Source organism: Bradyrhizobium betae (assembly GCF_050632175.1).
In the GTDB taxonomy this organism is placed as follows: Bacteria; Pseudomonadota; Alphaproteobacteria; order Rhizobiales; family Xanthobacteraceae; genus Bradyrhizobium; species Bradyrhizobium betae_B.
Window position 1 is genome coordinate 4613101 of record NZ_CP192576.1, and the last position, 14408, is coordinate 4627508.

Sequence of the window (14408 nt, forward strand, 5' to 3'; positions counted from 1 at the left end):
ACCCTGCCCAAAGTGGTGTAAGGCGCGCGATTTCCCATTCCTCTCGCAGGTTGTGTGCAAGCTATGGCCAAAGCCGCCTCGAAGCCCAATAAAACTGCAGCGAAATCAAAGGCCTCTGCCAAGGCGAAAGCCGCGCCGGCGGCCCGCAAGGCGCTGGCCAAGAGCGCCTCCAAGCCTGTCCCCAAGCCGGCTGCGAAGCCCTCAGCTAAGCCCGCTGCGAAAGCTGCGGCCAAGCCGGTTGCTCCGAAGGTCGCTGCCAAGCCAGCACCGAAGAAGGTGGCCACCGCCAAGGCGGTGCCGGGCGTCGCCAAGGCCGGTAAGTGGGTCTTCACATTCGGCGATGGCAAGGCCGAAGGCCGTACGGAAATGCGCGACCTGCTGGGTGGCAAGGGCGCCAATCTCGCCGAGATGGCCAATCTCGGCCTGCCGGTGCCCCCGGCTTCACCATCCCCACCTCGGTCTGCACCTATTTCTACGCACACGACAAATCCTATCCCAAGGAATTGCAGTCGCAGGTTGAGAAGGCGCTCGACCATGTCGGCAAATTAACCGGCAAGATCTTCGGCGACACCAGGAACCCGCTGCTCGTCTCCGTGCGCTCCGGTGCACGCGCCTCGATGCCGGGCATGATGGACACCGTGCTCAACCTCGGCCTCAACGACCAGACCGTGGAAGCGCTGTCGGAGCTGTCGGGTGACCGCCGCTTCGCCTATGACAGCTATCGCCGCTTCATCACCATGTATTCGGACGTGGTGCTCGGCTTCGAGCATCATCACTTCGAGGAAATCCTCGACACCTTCAAGGACAGCCAGGGCTATACGCTCGACACCGATCTCTCCGCCGAGGACTGGGTCGATCTGGTCGGCAAGTACAAGGACGCGGTCGCGCGCGAGACCGGCAAGGACTTCCCGCAGGATCCGCACGACCAGCTCTGGGGCGCGATCGGCGCGGTGTTCTCATCCTGGATGAACGCGCGCGCGGTGACCTACCGCAAGCTGCACGACATTCCGGAATCCTGGGGCACCGCGGTCAACGTGCAGGCCATGGTGTTCGGAAACATGGGCGAGACCTCGGCCACCGGCGTCGCCTTCACGCGCAATCCCTCGACCGGCGAGAGCAAGCTGTACGGCGAGTTCCTGATCAACGCGCAAGGCGAGGACGTGGTGGCGGGCATCCGCACGCCGCAGGACATCACCGAAGAAGCGCGCAGGGAATCCGGCTCCGACAAGGCGTCGATGGAAGCGGCGATGCCGGAGGCCTTCAAGGAGTTGACGCGGATCTACACGCTGCTCGAGAAGCACTACCGCGACATGCAGGACATGGAGTTCACGGTCGAGCAGGGCAAGCTGTGGATGCTGCAGACCCGCGGCGGCAAGCGCACCGCGAAAGCGGCGCTGCGCATCGCGGTCGAGCTCGCCAATGAGGGCCTGATCACCAAGAACGAAGCGGTGATGCGGATCGATCCCGCCTCGCTCGACCAATTGCTGCATCCGGCCATTGATCCCGGCGCCAAGCGCGACGTGATCGCAACCGGACTGCCCGCCTCGCCTGGTGCGGCTTCCGGCGAGATCGTGTTCTCCTCGGACGAGGCGGCCAAGCTTCAGGCCGATGGACGCAAGGTCATCCTGGTCCGCATCGAGACCAGCCCCGAAGACATCCACGGCATGCACGCCGCCGAAGGCATCCTGACCACACGCGGCGGCATGACCTCGCACGCCGCCGTGGTCGCGCGCGGCATGGGCAAACCCTGCGTCTCCGGCTGCGGCACCATCCGCGTCGATTACGGTCGCGGCACCATGAGCATCGGCTCGCGCAGCTTCAAGACCGGCGACGTCATCACCATCGACGGCTCGCTCGGCCAGGTGCTCGGCGGTCGCATGCCGATGATCGAGCCCGAGCTGTCCGGTGAGTTCGGTACGCTGATGAAGTGGGCCGACCAGGTCCGCAAGATCGGCGTTCGCGTCAATGGCGATACGCCGGACGACGCCCGCACCGCGATCAAGTTCGGCGCCGAAGGCATCGGCCTCTGCCGCACCGAGCACATGTTCTTCGAGGAGACGCGCATCCGCACGGTGCGCGAGATGATCCTCTCCGAGGACGAGCAGTCGCGCCGTGCCGCGCTCGCCAAGCTGCTGCCGATGCAGCGTGCCGACTTCGTCGAGCTGTTCGAGATCATGAAGGGCCTGCCCGTCACGATCCGGCTTTTGGATCCTCCCCTCCATGAGTTCCTGCCGCACACCCATGCCGAGGTCGAGGAAGTGGCGCGTGCCATGAACACCGACCCGCGGCGCCTCGCTGACCGCGCGCGCGAGCTCTCGGAGTTCAATCCGATGCTCGGATTCCGCGGTTGCCGTATCGCGATCGCCTATCCGGAGATCGCGGAGATGCAGGCGCGTGCGATCTTCGAGGCGGCGGTCGAGGCCGAGAAGCGCACCGGAAAGGCCGTCGGCCTCGAGGTGATGGTGCCGCTGATCGCGACCAAGATGGAGCTCGACCTCGTCAAGGCGCGCATCGATGCCACCGCGAAAGCCGTGATGCGCGACGCCAACACCAAGCTGACCTATCAGGTCGGCACCATGATCGAACTGCCGCGCGCCTGCCTGCTCGCGGCCGAGATCGCGGAGAGCGCGGAGTTCTTCTCCTTCGGCACCAACGACCTGACGCAGACCACCTACGGCATCAGCCGCGACGACGCAGCGAGCTTCCTCGGGACTTACGTGTCCAAGGGGATCCTGCCGATTGATCCGTTCGTCGCGCTCGACCAGGAAGGCGTCGGCGAGCTCGTCAAGATCGGCGTCGCACGTGGCCGCAAGACACGCCCGAAGCTCAAGGTCGGCATCTGCGGCGAGCACGGCGGCGATCCCGCCTCCGTCGCCTTCTGCCACAACATCGGTCTCGACTACGTGTCCTGCTCGCCCTATCGCGTGCCGATCGCGCGCCTCGCCGCGGCGCAGGCTGCACTCGGCAAGGCAGTCGCGAGCCAGGCGTAAACCGATTTGACAAGTTGAATGCGAAGAGGCGGGGCCAGACCCCGCCTCTTTTCGTTTGCGCTCCGCTCTCTCCCCACAGTCATTGCGAAGCAATCCAGACTCTGTCCTCGGAGGGATTCTGGATTGCTTCGTCGCAAGAGCTCCTCGCAATGACGCGGATGGAACCAGACCCGCGTCCCGTCCCGTAATGATACGCGCGCGCAGAGTTCCTTCACCATTTGCGTTGACCGATTGTTTACCGCTCGACGTCAGCCCGCATTTACCACGCCCGCAATGTCTCCGTGAAAACACCTGGAAAACACCTGCGACCGCTTGCGTGTGCCACGCGCGCAACGTCGATTAATTCTTCGGCAACCTAAATTAGATACTCACGAGAAAGATCGAATTGCACGGATGTACTGCATCTCGATTTTTGTAAGCGTAGCGTGAGCGTATCGATGTCTGTGTTGCGTAACCATCCGAAGGGCGCGCGGTTCGCGTCCTTCGGCATCGGTCTCTGCATCTTCGCATTGATGCCGAGAGAGACCGGCTATCAGGATATTGCCTCCCTACTTGCGCGCCAGCCTGGCGTTGCCGAGCGTTGGCAGAAGCAGGTGTTCTCTGCGGCATCCTCGATTCAGCTCGCCACCTACAGTTTTTCCCGTCCCATCGGCACGTCGGTTCCGCAGAGCGCGATGGTTCGCCTCGCGAGCCTCGACGGTCGCGACGTCACCGGCGCGCTCGGCCGCAATCCGGCGCTGCAGGCAGCGCCGCGCTACCAGGCCGCCGATTTTCCCAAGGTCGATCGCTCCATGAAGGGTGATCGCCTCACGACCGTGACGCCGACGCAAGCGCCTGAGACGGCTGTGCCGGCCGCAGCCCCCGCTGGCCAGGATCCCGCGACCTCGAACAGTTCGGTGTTCGGCGCCAAGACCGCCGCGTTGCCACAGGCGGTGTCTCAGGCAATGTCGCCAGAGTCCGCAGCCGCACTCGATCCCGAACTCGCGGAAGCGCTCCGCGCGCCGCCGCTGTCGCAATACACCAATGCGCCACAGGCCAGCGACCTCGCGCGTTCATTCGCGGTGCAGCCGCTGGAGGCGCTGAAGCGAGCCACCGCGCCGACCACGCCCGTGCGCGATCCCTTCAGCGTCAAGACCTCCAACCTGTTCTTCGGCAGTTCCTCGCTCGGCGGCAGCGCCGAGAGCATCGAGAGCTGGCAGCCCGGCGCCGAGCCGCTGATCGTGATGCCTGATCCCGACATGAAGGTGACGGCCTCGCTGTCGCCGCCGACGGCGGAGATCGCTGGGGACATCGAGAGCGGCGAGAGCGTCGCCCCCAAGGGCGAGGTCAACGCCGACAACCAGCGTGCCAGATCGCCGGCCGAGCGGTTGGCACTCGACGACAAGTCGCGCGCGAAATCCGAGAAGTGTCTCGCCGAAGCCGTCTATTTCGAGTCCCGCGGCGAGGCGGTGCGCGGCCAGATCGCGGTGGCGCAGGTGGTCTTGAACCGCGTGTTCTCCGGCAAATATCCCGACTCCGTGTGCGGCGCGGTCTATCAGAACAAGCACCGCCATCTCGCCTGCCAGTTCACCTTTGCTTGCGACAACAATGCCGACGTGATCCGCGAGCCCGAGATGTGGGAGCGCGCGAAGAAGATCTCGAAGGCGATGCTCGACGGCCAGATCTGGCTGCCCGAGGTCGGCAAGTCGACGCATTACCACGCCTATTGGGTGCGCCCGTCCTGGGTCGCCGAGATGAAGAAGATGTACAAGACCGGCGTGCACACCTTCTACCGTCCGCGCGCCTGGGGCGACGGCAGCGAGGAACCGAGCTGGGGCACCCCGGCGCAAACCGCCGCACTTTCCGCCGAGCTCGCGCAGGAAGCCAAGAGTTCTGCGGAGATGGGCGTGAGCGAGCGGCGCTAGTCGTTCACAAGAGATCGCCATGCCCGGGCTTGTCCCGGGCATTCACGTTCTTTGTATCGAGTTGCAAGGCGTGGATGGCCGGGACAAGCCCGGCCATGACGGAGAGGATAGTCCGCCTCACGCCGCGATATCCAGCGCACAGTCGAAATTCGGCGCCGAATGCGTCAGCGCGCCGGATGACGCGTAGTCGACGCCGGTGGCTGCGATCGCCGCGATTGACTCCAGTGTGACCCCGCCCGACGCCTCCAGCTCGAGACGGCCTTCGTTCATCCGCACCGCTTCGCGCAGCGTCGCGAGATCCATGTTGTCGAGCAACACGGCGTCAGCCATTGCGCTGTCGAGCACCTCGCGCAGTTGTGCAAGCGTATCTACCTCGATCTCGATCTTGACGAGGTGTCCGGCATGGGTGCGGGCGCGCTCCAGCACCGGGCGGATGCCGCCGGCGACCGCGATGTGGTTGTCCTTGATCAGGATCGCGTCGTCGAGGCCGAAACGGTGGTTGAAGCCGCCGCCGCAGCGCACGGCGTATTTCTCCAGCGCACGCAACCCCGGCGTGGTCTTTCGCGTGCAGCAGATGCGCATCCTGGTGCCTTCGGTGCGCGCGACGTAATCGGCCGTGAGCGTCGCGATGCCCGACAGGCGGCCGACGAAATTCAGCGCGGTCCGCTCCGCCGCCAGAATGGCACGTGCCGGGCCGATGATCGTCAGCACCTGCTGCCCGCGGGCAACGCGGGCGGCATCGCGGACATGCGCGCGCACCTCGATGTCGGGCGAGAGCTTTTGCAGCGTCGCCAACGCCGCCGGCAAGCCGGCGAGCACGCCGGACTGGCGCGCGACGAGGACGGCTTGCGCCTTGCTCGCTTCCGGAATCGTCGCGAGCGAGGTGATGTCGCCGGCGCGGCCGAGATCCTCGTCGAGTGCGCGCCGCACGGCCTCGTCGATCGCGAGCGGCGAGAGGAAGGCATCGGGACAGAGCAGTGAGGTCGGGTTGATCATGGGGGCCTCCTTCAGGCGATCATGGGTTGCGCGGTGCGCGGCTGGAGATGCTCGTTCAAACTCTCGGCGACCGCGCGCGCTGCGGCGAGCGTGGTCATCGTTCGCTGCGCCAATGCGGGGACATCCGCTGGATGATCGATGCGGAAATGCGCGCCGCGGCTCTCGCGCCGGCTCCACGCCGAGACGGCGACGAGCAGGGCCGATGTCGCCATGTTGCGGACAGCGATGCTTGTGCCTTCGCGTTCGAGCGCGGCGAAGCTGCGCACCGCCTCAGCAAGTCCGTCGTCGTCGCGGATCACACCGACGCGCGCGCTCATCATCGCCCGCAGCCGCTTCACGGCCGCAGCATCCGGCGCCTCGCCGCGCGGCGTCATCAGCACGTCGGGGAGGCGGGCGGACGAGGGGATGGCGCGACCGGCGATGTCGTCGGCGATGCGTGCGGCGTAGACCACGGCTTCCAGCAGCGAGTTCGATGCAAGCCGGTTGGCGCCGTGGGCGCCGGTCGACGCCACTTCGCCGCCGGCCCAGAGTCCGTCGATCGAGCTGCGGCCGCGCGCATCCACCGCGATGCCGCCCATATGGTAGTGCGCGGCCGGCGCGATCGGGATGGCCTGCGTCGCGGGATCGATGCCGGCGGCGATGCAACTCGCATGCACCGTCGGAAATCTGTCGGCGAAGCGCCTGCCCAGCGCCGCCCGCGCATCGAGGAATGCTCCCCGTCCGGCCGCTATCTCCGCGAACACGCCGCGGGCCACGATGTCGCGCGGGGCGAGCTCGTCGAGCGGGTGGAGTGCGGACATGAAGCGCTTGCCATGGCTGTTGACCAGCGTCGCGCCTTCGCCGCGCAGCGCTTCGGTCGCGAGCGGCGCCGGATCGCGCCCGGCCATGATGGCGGTCGGGTGGAACTGCACGAATTCGGGGTCGGCGATGACAGCACCGGCGCGCGCCGCGATCGCAAGCCCCGATCCGCTGGCCTCGTCAGGATTTGTGGTGACGGCATAGAGATGGCCGATGCCGCCGGTCGCGAGCACCACCGCGCGGGAAGCGATCATGGTCGGCCTCGCCGAAAAATTGCCGGCCTCGCGCAGTTGCAGGCCGGTGACCGCGCCGTCCTCGGTCAGCAATGCTTCGGCGACCAGGCCTTCGATCAGGCGGATCGACGGCGTGCGGCGCACGGCTTCGCTCAATGCTGCGATGATCGCCGCGCCCGCCCCGTCGCCGCGCACATGCACGATGCGCCGCGCCGAATGCGCGGCCTCACGCCCGACAGCGAGCCGGCCTTCGAGATCGCGGTCGAACGGCACGCCATGGGCGAGCAGATCATGGATCCGCGCTGCGGCCTCGCGCGCGAGGCCGAGCGCGACCGCCTCATCGACGATGCCGCCGCCGACCGCGATGGTGTCGGCGGCATGCGCTTCGGGCGTATCGCCTTCGGCCATTGCGGCGGCGATGCCGCCTTGCGCCCAGGCGGAGGATGCGCCCTGTCCGAGCGGAGCCGCCGAGATCAGCGTCACTGGCCGCGGTGCGAGTTTCAGCGCGCAGAACAATCCGGCAAGGCCACCGCCGACGATGACGACGTCATCGGTGCTGCGGGTGAGGTTGTTCGTCATTGTTCTCTCCTTTCAGTGTACTGTCGCCCCTGCGAAAACAGGGACCCTTGCGCCGCGGCGGAAGTTGTTTGCGCGAAGCTGTCCGCGCCGTTCGTCGCCAAGCGTTTCAGTTCTTCAGATTGATCATCCGCTCGACCGAGCGCCGCGCACGCTCCGCAAGCGCCGGATCGATCGTCACTTCCTCGCGCAGCGTGAGCAGGCTCTCCAGGATATTGGCGAGGGTGATGCGCTTCATGTGCGGGCAGAGATTGCAGGGGCGCAGCATCTCCACATCAGGCAGCTCGGCGCGCACATTGTCCGCCATCGAGCATTCGGTGATCATCACGAGCCGCCGCGGCCGCTTTTCGCGCACCCAGTTGATCATGTGCGCGGTCGAGCCGGTGAAGTCGGCCTCGGCCAGCACGTCCGGCGGGCATTCGGGATGCGCGATGATCTGCACCGACGGATCGGCCTCGCGATAGGCGCGCAGCTCCTCGCCGGTAAAACGTTCGTGCACCTCGCAGGCACCCTTCCAGGCGATGATCTTCACGTCGGTCTTCGAGGCGACGTAGGTCGCAAGATAGCGATCGGGCAGGAAGATCACGCTCGGCGCGTTCAGGCTCTCGACCACTTGCACCGCGTTCGACGAGGTGCAGCAGATGTCGACCTCGGCTTTCACCTCCGCAGAGGTGTTGACATAGGCGACCACAGGCACGCCCGGAAATCTTTCGCGGAGCAGGCGGACGTCCGCACCCGTGATGCTGGCGGCGAGCGAGCATCCGGCGCGCGAATCCGGGATCAGCACCGTCTTGTCCGGATTGAGCAGCTTCGAGGTCTCCGCCATAAAGTGCACGCCGCACTGGACGATGATGCCGGCCTTCACCTTGGTTGCTTCGACGGCGAGCTGGAGCGAGTCGCCGCCGATGTCGGCAACGCCGTGAAAGATCTCCGGCGCCTGGTAGTTGTGCGCGAGGATCACCGCGCCGCGCGCCTGCTTCAGCTCGTTGATCGCCTTGATGGTCGGCGCCATCAGCGGCCATTCGATCGATGGGATCACGTGCTTGATGCGCTCGTAGAGCGGCGCGGTGGCCCGTTCGACCTCCGGCGTCCATTCCAGCGAAGGCATCGGCAGTGCCGGGCCCGACCGTGCCGGCGCGGGGCGGGGTGGGATGGTGGATTGGCCCTGAGGCCGGTTGGCAAAGTCGTCCGGACCGTAAATTCCAGTGATCGGCATCAAAGCCTCCCGTGTTCATCAATTATACTCATATCGAGCATATATGGAGCCTGAGAAATCCGGCCGAGACGCCGGTTGGATTTCAGTCAGACTTAAATATGCTCAATCTGAGTATATAAGAGATAACATGCCGCCGGCGCGGCTGCTAGGCGCTGCCGCACACATTCTCGTCAAAGCGCGATCGGCGTCGTGGAACGAGGTCTCGAAGAAACGCAATGCTCCGGCAACAGCTCTTCGCAGGATGCAATCATTTTTGACTTGGGATCTCCATGCATCTGCATTAAACGGCTGACTTGCGGCTGCTATTCCGGGCCCGCCTGCGACAGATGAGGAAGCGCATGTCGACACAAGCGGGCGAGTTCGGTCCGGTTTCCAGGCCTTCCTCCTGGCGCACGCCGGCGATCATCATTCTCTGCGGCTGCGCCATCGGCATGCTCGGCTTCGGACCGCGTTCGGCACTCGGCTTCTTCGTGCAGCCGATGAGCCATGAATTCGCCTGGGGCCGCGACGTGTTTGGCCTCGCCATTGCCTTTCAGAATCTGTTGTGGGGATTGGGCCAGCCGATCGCCGGAGCGGTCGCTGACCGCTTCGGCCTGTTCCGGGTGATGTCCGTCGGCGCTCTGCTTTATGCCGGCGGCCTGCTCTTGATGCGCTACTCCTCGACGCCACTGTCGCTCAACATCGGTGCGGGCGTGATGGTTGGCTTTGGCTTGGCCGGCTGCTCGTTCAATCTGGTGCTGTCGGCGTTCAGCAAGCTGTTGCCGGCCGAGAAGCGCGGCCTCGCGCTTGGCGCCGGCACCGCGGCGGGCTCGTTCGGCCAGTTCCTGTTCGCGCCGATCGGCGTGGCGCTGATCGACAATTTCGGCTGGCAGCAGGCGCTCACCGTGTTCGGCTTCCTGATGCTGCTGATCATCCCGCTGTCGTTCGCGCTCTCCACGCCGCCGGTCGCAAGCGCGGCCAACGCTGCGCCCGCGGAGGAACAATCGTTCACCAAGGCGCTTGCTGAAGCCTTCGGGCATCGCTCCTATGTGCTGCTGGTGCTCGGCTTCTTCACCTGCGGCTTCCAGCTCGCTTTCATCACCGTGCATCTGCCGGCCTTCCTGGTCGATCGCGGAATCTCGACGCAAACCGGCGGCTGGGTGATCGCGGCGATCGGCCTGTTCAACATCATCGGCTCGCTCAGCGTCGGCTATCTCCAGAATTCGCTGCCCAAGCGCTACATCCTCTCCGTCATCTATTTCACCCGCGCGCTTGCGACGCTGGCCTTCATCTCGTTCCCGATCACGCCGTTCTCGGCAATTGCGTTCGGCGCGATCTCCGGACTGACCTGGCTGTCGACGGTGCCGCCGACCTCTGCGCTGGTGGCGCTGATGTTCGGCACCCGCTGGCTCGCCACGCTTTACGGCTTCGCCTTCGTCAGCCATCAGGTCGGCGGCTTCCTCGGCGTCTGGCTCGGCGGCATCGTGTTCGAGAAGTTCGGTTCCTATACGCCGATCTGGTGGCTCTCGATCCTGTTCGGCGTGCTCTCGGCGCTGATCAATCTTCCGATCGTGGAAAAGCCGATTCAGCGAGCGGTTGCGCAGCCTGCCTGATCGGCTAAACATCGCCTGAAACAAGTCAGGGAGTTTGCTGTGGCCACGTTCAAGGCGATCCGGATCGACAAGGCGGACAAGGGCACCACCGCGCAACTGGCGCAGTTCGACGAGAACGAGCTGATGGACGGCGACGTCACCGTCCGCGTGGAATGGTCGACGCTGAACTACAAGGACGGCCTCGCGCTGACCGGCAAGGCGCCGGTGGTGCGCCGCTTCCCGATGATTGCCGGCATCGATTTCGCCGGCACCGTCGAAGCGTCCTCGCATCCGCGATGGAAGGCCGGCGATCAGGTCGTCTGCACCGGTTGGGGCATGGGTGAGACCCATCTCGGCGCCTATGCGCAGAAGGCGCGGGTGAAAGGCGACTGGCTGGTCGCTCTTCCGCAGGGTCTGTCGGCGCGCGACGCCATGGCGATCGGCACCGCCGGCTTCACGGCGATGCTGTCCGTGCTGGCGCTGGAGAAGCACGGCCTCTCACCGAAGGCCGGCCCCGTGGTGGTCACGGGCGCGGCGGGCGGCGTTGGCTCGGTCGCCATCGCCGTTCTGTCGAAGCTCGGCTACCACGTCGTCGCCTCGACCGGCCGTGCCGCGGAAGCGGAGTATCTGAAGGGGATCGGCGCGGCCGAGATCATCGACCGCAATGAACTGTCGGGGCCGGCCAAGCCCCTGGCCAAGGAGCGCTGGGCGGGCGGCGTGGACAGCGTCGGCTCGACCACGCTGGCGAATCTCCTGTCGATGACGAAATACGGCGGTGCGATCGCGGCCTGCGGCCTTGCGGCCGGCATGGACCTGCCGTCTTCTGTCGCACCCTTCATTTTGCGCGGGGTGTGCCTTCTCGGCATCGATTCCGTGATGTGCCCGATCGAGCCGCGCAAAGCCGCCTGGCAGCGCCTGGCGTCCGATCTGGATCGGACGAAACTATCTGAAATTACTCACGAAATCTCGCTCGACCAGGTTTCGGAATGGGGCGCGAAAATCCTGGCCGGCCAGGTCCGCGGCCGCATCGTGGTAAAAATTGTCTAACGACGTTCAGACTTTACCAACCAAGCTGCTTCAATGTCGCCATGGTTAGTATGGTAAGCAGCGGGTAAAGAGATAAGGCATCGCCCGCTGCAAGGGTTGGTTCGGAGTAGAGCATGCTTGCGCGTATTGTGTTGGGGGCTGTCACGGCGGCAGTGACGATTGCGCCGGCCATTGCCGGAGGCATGAACGCCGACGAGGCGCGCCGCTTCGTGGCCGGCAAGGTGTTCGCCTTCACCTGTTTCGACGGCACCCGCGGCGCAGGACGCATCCTGGACGACCTCGGCGCCGCCGGCGCGGTGCAGTTTTCGGGCGCAGGCCCGGTGAAACACCTCCGCCTGCCCGGCAACACGCTCCAGATCCGCGGCCAGAACGTCTGCGCCTCGATCAAGGGCATTCCGTTCGAGCCCTGCTTCAACCTTGAGAAGACCGACGATCGCAGTTTCCGCGGCTCGGTGTCGGGCATGGGCTTTGCCTATTGCGACTTCCACCATCAGGGCGGCAATCAGATGCTGATGGCGCGTGCCGTGGCGCGTCCGCGCTCGCTGCGCTCGTCGGAGCACACCGGCTCCGTCGGCACGCCCAACACCGAAGTCGCCGCGCGCGTCGAGACACCGCGTGTCGAGAGCAGCCGGCTCGAGCCGGTGAAGTCGGACGTCAAATCCGAGCCTGCCAGAAACGACGCTCCCCTGGAATTGCGCCGTTCGACCCAGTGAGTCGGCCCGTGCGGCGCTTTTCGCACACCTCTTTGAAAACCTTTATCCTTCGTGAAGCTGCCGCGCCGTAGTCGTACGGACGGCGGCTTTCATGCGTTGGTAGCGACTCGCGCCCCAGTTTGCGTACGGGCGGGGGGCACAAGGTTTCGACGATGTCGCTGTATTTCTTTCGCATCAGTAGTGGTCGCTATTCCGGCGCCGCCGATCACCCATACGAGTTCGAGGATCGCGCAGCGGCGTGGACCGAGATGACCGAAGTTTGCGCCAATCTGCTCGGCAGCATCGCGCGCGGCCTCAAGCGGGATGCCGAGTGGCGGATGGAGCTGCTCGACGAGGACAGGAAACCGGTGTTTCGCATCAGCCTCGTCGGAGAAACGATGGGCTGAGGCGCGAGAACGGAGTGAGGGGCGTCGACGGGCCGAAAGGCCTGCAAATTCACGAAGCACCTGCACTCTGCACGTGAAAGCTGCGCAAGCTCGACAATTTGAGCCGCGATTTCCGTATTTCTACCCGGCGCGCGGGGTCGGCACTTAACGTTAACGAGTGGCCTGCCGGTTAGCCTTCCCGGGCTGTTCACGCGCTTCGTCGCGGCAATGCGTATCCCGGGAATACTTAAATGATGTTCATTCAGAACCTGCGAATTGGCACCAAGCTCGCCATCACCTCCGCGCTGACCATCGGCCTGGTCGCGCTGATGATTTTTCTCCAGATGAGCGGAGACGCGGACGTCCAGAAGCTCGGCGCGGCCGCATCGCAGCAGCAGACGATCGCGCAAAACGCCGCGGAAGCCAAGGCTTCGGTCCGCGGGATGCAGATCGGCATTCGCGACATCCTGACGTCGTCCTCGCTCGCCGAATTGCAGAAGACTGTCGCCTATTTCAACGATCGACAGAGGTCAGCCCTGCAGTACGCGGGCGAGATGGCGAAGCTCTCCCGGTCACCTGAGAACCGCAAGCGGATCGACCGCCTGACCGAGCTGGTCGGCAATTTCAGCAAAGGCCAGCAGCAGATCGAGGCGATCCGCAGGCAGGAGCTCGCGCTCGAAGAAAAAAGGACGGCGAATCTGCGGCGCAATTCGCGAAGCTGGTGGCCGAGGTCGATCGCATCCGTAAGGGGACTCTGGCGCCGATCAATCAAGAGATATCGGAGCTGACCGACCAGATCACTGGTTTCTCCAGGAAGAGGAGTGCCGATGCTCGCGCCGAAGCGGAAGCAGAAGCTGAATCGGTTGCTCGGACATCCTTCATCACCGGCGTGCTGGTTGCGCTCGTCCTGATCGGCGCGTGCATCTTCTCCGTCTCCAGCATCGCGCGTCCGATGCGCGCGCTGACGTTGGCGATGGAGAAGCTTGCCGGCGGCGATTTCTCGGTCGTGCTGCCGGGTCTCGGCCGCAAGGACGAGGTCGGCGAAGTTGCCGGCGCCGTCGAGAAATTCAAGATCGTGTCCGAGCAGAAGGCACGCGAGGAAGCGGAAGCCAAGATGCGACAGGATCAGATCGCAGCCGAGCAGCGCAAGTCGGAGATGCGCAGGCTCGCCGACAGTTTCAGAATCCGCGGTCGGCGAGATCGTCCACACGGTGTCGTCGGCATCGAACGAGCTCGAAGCGTCGGCCACCACGCTCACCTCGACGGCTGAGCGCGCGCAGGGGTTGACGGCCGTGGTTGCTGCGGCCTCCGAGGAGGCGTCCACCAACGTTCAGTCGGTCGCATCGGCGACAGAAGAATTGTCGTCCTCGATCACCGAGATCAGCCGGCAGGTGCAGGAATCTGCCCGCGTCGCCAGCGAGGCCGTCGGCCAGGCCCGCACCACGACCGACCGCGTCAGTGAGCTGTCGCAGGCTGCGACGCGGATCGGCGATGTCGTCGAGCTGATCAACACCATCGCAGGCCAGACCAACCTGCTGGCGCTCAATGCCACGATCGAGGCGGCGCGCGCAGGTGAAGCCGGCCGCGGTTTGCGGTCGTCGCTTCCGAGGTCAAGGCGCTCGCCGAGCAGACGGCGAAGGCCACCGGCGAGATCGGGCAGCAGATTGCGGGCATTCAGACCGCAACCGAGCATTCGGTCGGCGCCATCAAGGCCATCAGCGACACTATCGAAAGGTTGTCGGAAATCTCCTCGGCGATTGCGGCGGCGGTGGAAGAGCAGGGCGCGGCGACGCAGGAGATCTCCCGCAACGTCGCGCAGGCCGCGCAAGGCACCCAGCAGGTCTCGTCCAACATCGCCGACGTGCAGCGCGGCGCAAGCGAAACCGGATCGGCGTCCTCACAGGTCCTGTCCGCGGCGCAGATGCTGTCCGGCGACAGCGATCGCCTCAAGCTCGAGGTCGGCAAGTTCCTGGAGACGGTCCGCGCGGCCTGACGCGTC

The 14408-nt window shown here is 65.2% G+C and carries 8 protein-coding genes and 2 pseudogenes; 7 read left to right on the forward strand and 3 right to left on the reverse strand.

Features of this window, described 5'->3' with window-relative positions; translation table 11 throughout:
* The first annotated feature begins 63 nt into the window (after positions 1-63).
* Positions 64-2990: pseudogene (gene ppdK / locus ACQ86E_RS22235) on the forward strand (pyruvate, phosphate dikinase).
* Between the two features lie 437 nt (positions 2991-3427).
* Entirely contained in the window at positions 3428-4894 is a 1467-nt protein-coding gene (locus ACQ86E_RS22240; protein WP_431201810.1) for a cell wall hydrolase, read from the forward strand.
* Positions 4895-5011: 117 nt separating this feature from the next.
* Here ACQ86E_RS22240 and nadC read toward each other — a convergent pair whose 3' ends face one another.
* From nadC to nadA, 3 genes are all read right to left on the reverse strand, one after another.
* Positions 5012-5890 (reverse strand): carboxylating nicotinate-nucleotide diphosphorylase, encoded by an 879-nt coding sequence (gene nadC, locus ACQ86E_RS22245; protein WP_431201811.1) that lies wholly within the window; start codon positions 5888-5890, stop codon positions 5012-5014.
* Positions 5891-5901: 11 nt separating this feature from the next.
* On the reverse strand, positions 5902-7500 hold the full coding sequence (locus ACQ86E_RS22250; protein ID WP_431201812.1) for an L-aspartate oxidase: 1599 nt from the start codon (positions 7498-7500) through the stop codon (positions 5902-5904).
* Positions 7501-7606: 106 nt separating this feature from the next.
* Entirely contained in the window at positions 7607-8713 is a 1107-nt protein-coding gene (gene nadA / locus ACQ86E_RS22255) for a quinolinate synthase NadA (RefSeq protein ID WP_431201813.1), read from the reverse strand.
* A gap of 338 nt (positions 8714-9051) precedes the next feature.
* On the opposite strand from nadA, the gene ACQ86E_RS22260 reads away from it, so the two are divergent.
* From ACQ86E_RS22260 to ACQ86E_RS22280, 5 genes and pseudogenes are all read left to right on the forward strand, one after another.
* Positions 9052-10305, forward strand: a complete 1254-nt coding sequence (locus tag ACQ86E_RS22260) for an MFS transporter (protein WP_431201814.1) — start codon at positions 9052-9054, stop codon at positions 10303-10305.
* A 39-nt stretch (positions 10306-10344) separates the two neighbouring features.
* Complete coding sequence (locus tag ACQ86E_RS22265; protein ID WP_431201815.1) at positions 10345-11331, forward strand: MDR family oxidoreductase; 987 nt, start codon at positions 10345-10347, stop codon at positions 11329-11331.
* A 113-nt stretch (positions 11332-11444) separates the two neighbouring features.
* Positions 11445-12044 (forward strand): hypothetical protein, encoded by a 600-nt coding sequence (locus ACQ86E_RS22270; RefSeq protein ID WP_431201816.1) that lies wholly within the window; start codon positions 11445-11447, stop codon positions 12042-12044.
* A 152-nt stretch (positions 12045-12196) separates the two neighbouring features.
* Positions 12197-12430: a DUF6894 family protein gene (locus ACQ86E_RS22275; RefSeq protein WP_431201817.1), complete on the forward strand. Its 234-nt coding sequence runs from the start codon at positions 12197-12199 to the stop codon at positions 12428-12430.
* A gap of 230 nt (positions 12431-12660) precedes the next feature.
* Positions 12661-14402 (forward strand): annotated as a pseudogene (locus ACQ86E_RS22280) (methyl-accepting chemotaxis protein).
* The last annotated feature ends 6 nt before the right edge of the window (positions 14403-14408 follow it).

Excerpts from the sequence above, each read along its gene's own strand:
- ACQ86E_RS22240 (WP_431201810.1), top strand. The coding sequence starts at position 3,428 with ATGTCTGTGTTGCGTAACCATCCGAAGGGCGCGCGGTTCGCGTCCTTC.
- nadC (WP_431201811.1), bottom strand. The coding sequence starts at position 5,890 with ATGATCAACCCGACCTCACTGCTCTGTCCCGATGCCTTCCTCTCGCCG.
- ACQ86E_RS22250 (WP_431201812.1), bottom strand. The coding sequence starts at position 7,500 with ATGACGAACAACCTCACCCGCAGCACCGATGACGTCGTCATCGTCGGC.
- nadA (WP_431201813.1), bottom strand. The coding sequence starts at position 8,713 with ATGCCGATCACTGGAATTTACGGTCCGGACGACTTTGCCAACCGGCCT.
- ACQ86E_RS22260 (WP_431201814.1), top strand. The coding sequence starts at position 9,052 with ATGTCGACACAAGCGGGCGAGTTCGGTCCGGTTTCCAGGCCTTCCTCC.
- ACQ86E_RS22270 (WP_431201816.1), top strand. The coding sequence starts at position 11,445 with ATGCTTGCGCGTATTGTGTTGGGGGCTGTCACGGCGGCAGTGACGATT.
- ACQ86E_RS22275 (WP_431201817.1), top strand. The coding sequence starts at position 12,197 with ATGTCGCTGTATTTCTTTCGCATCAGTAGTGGTCGCTATTCCGGCGCC.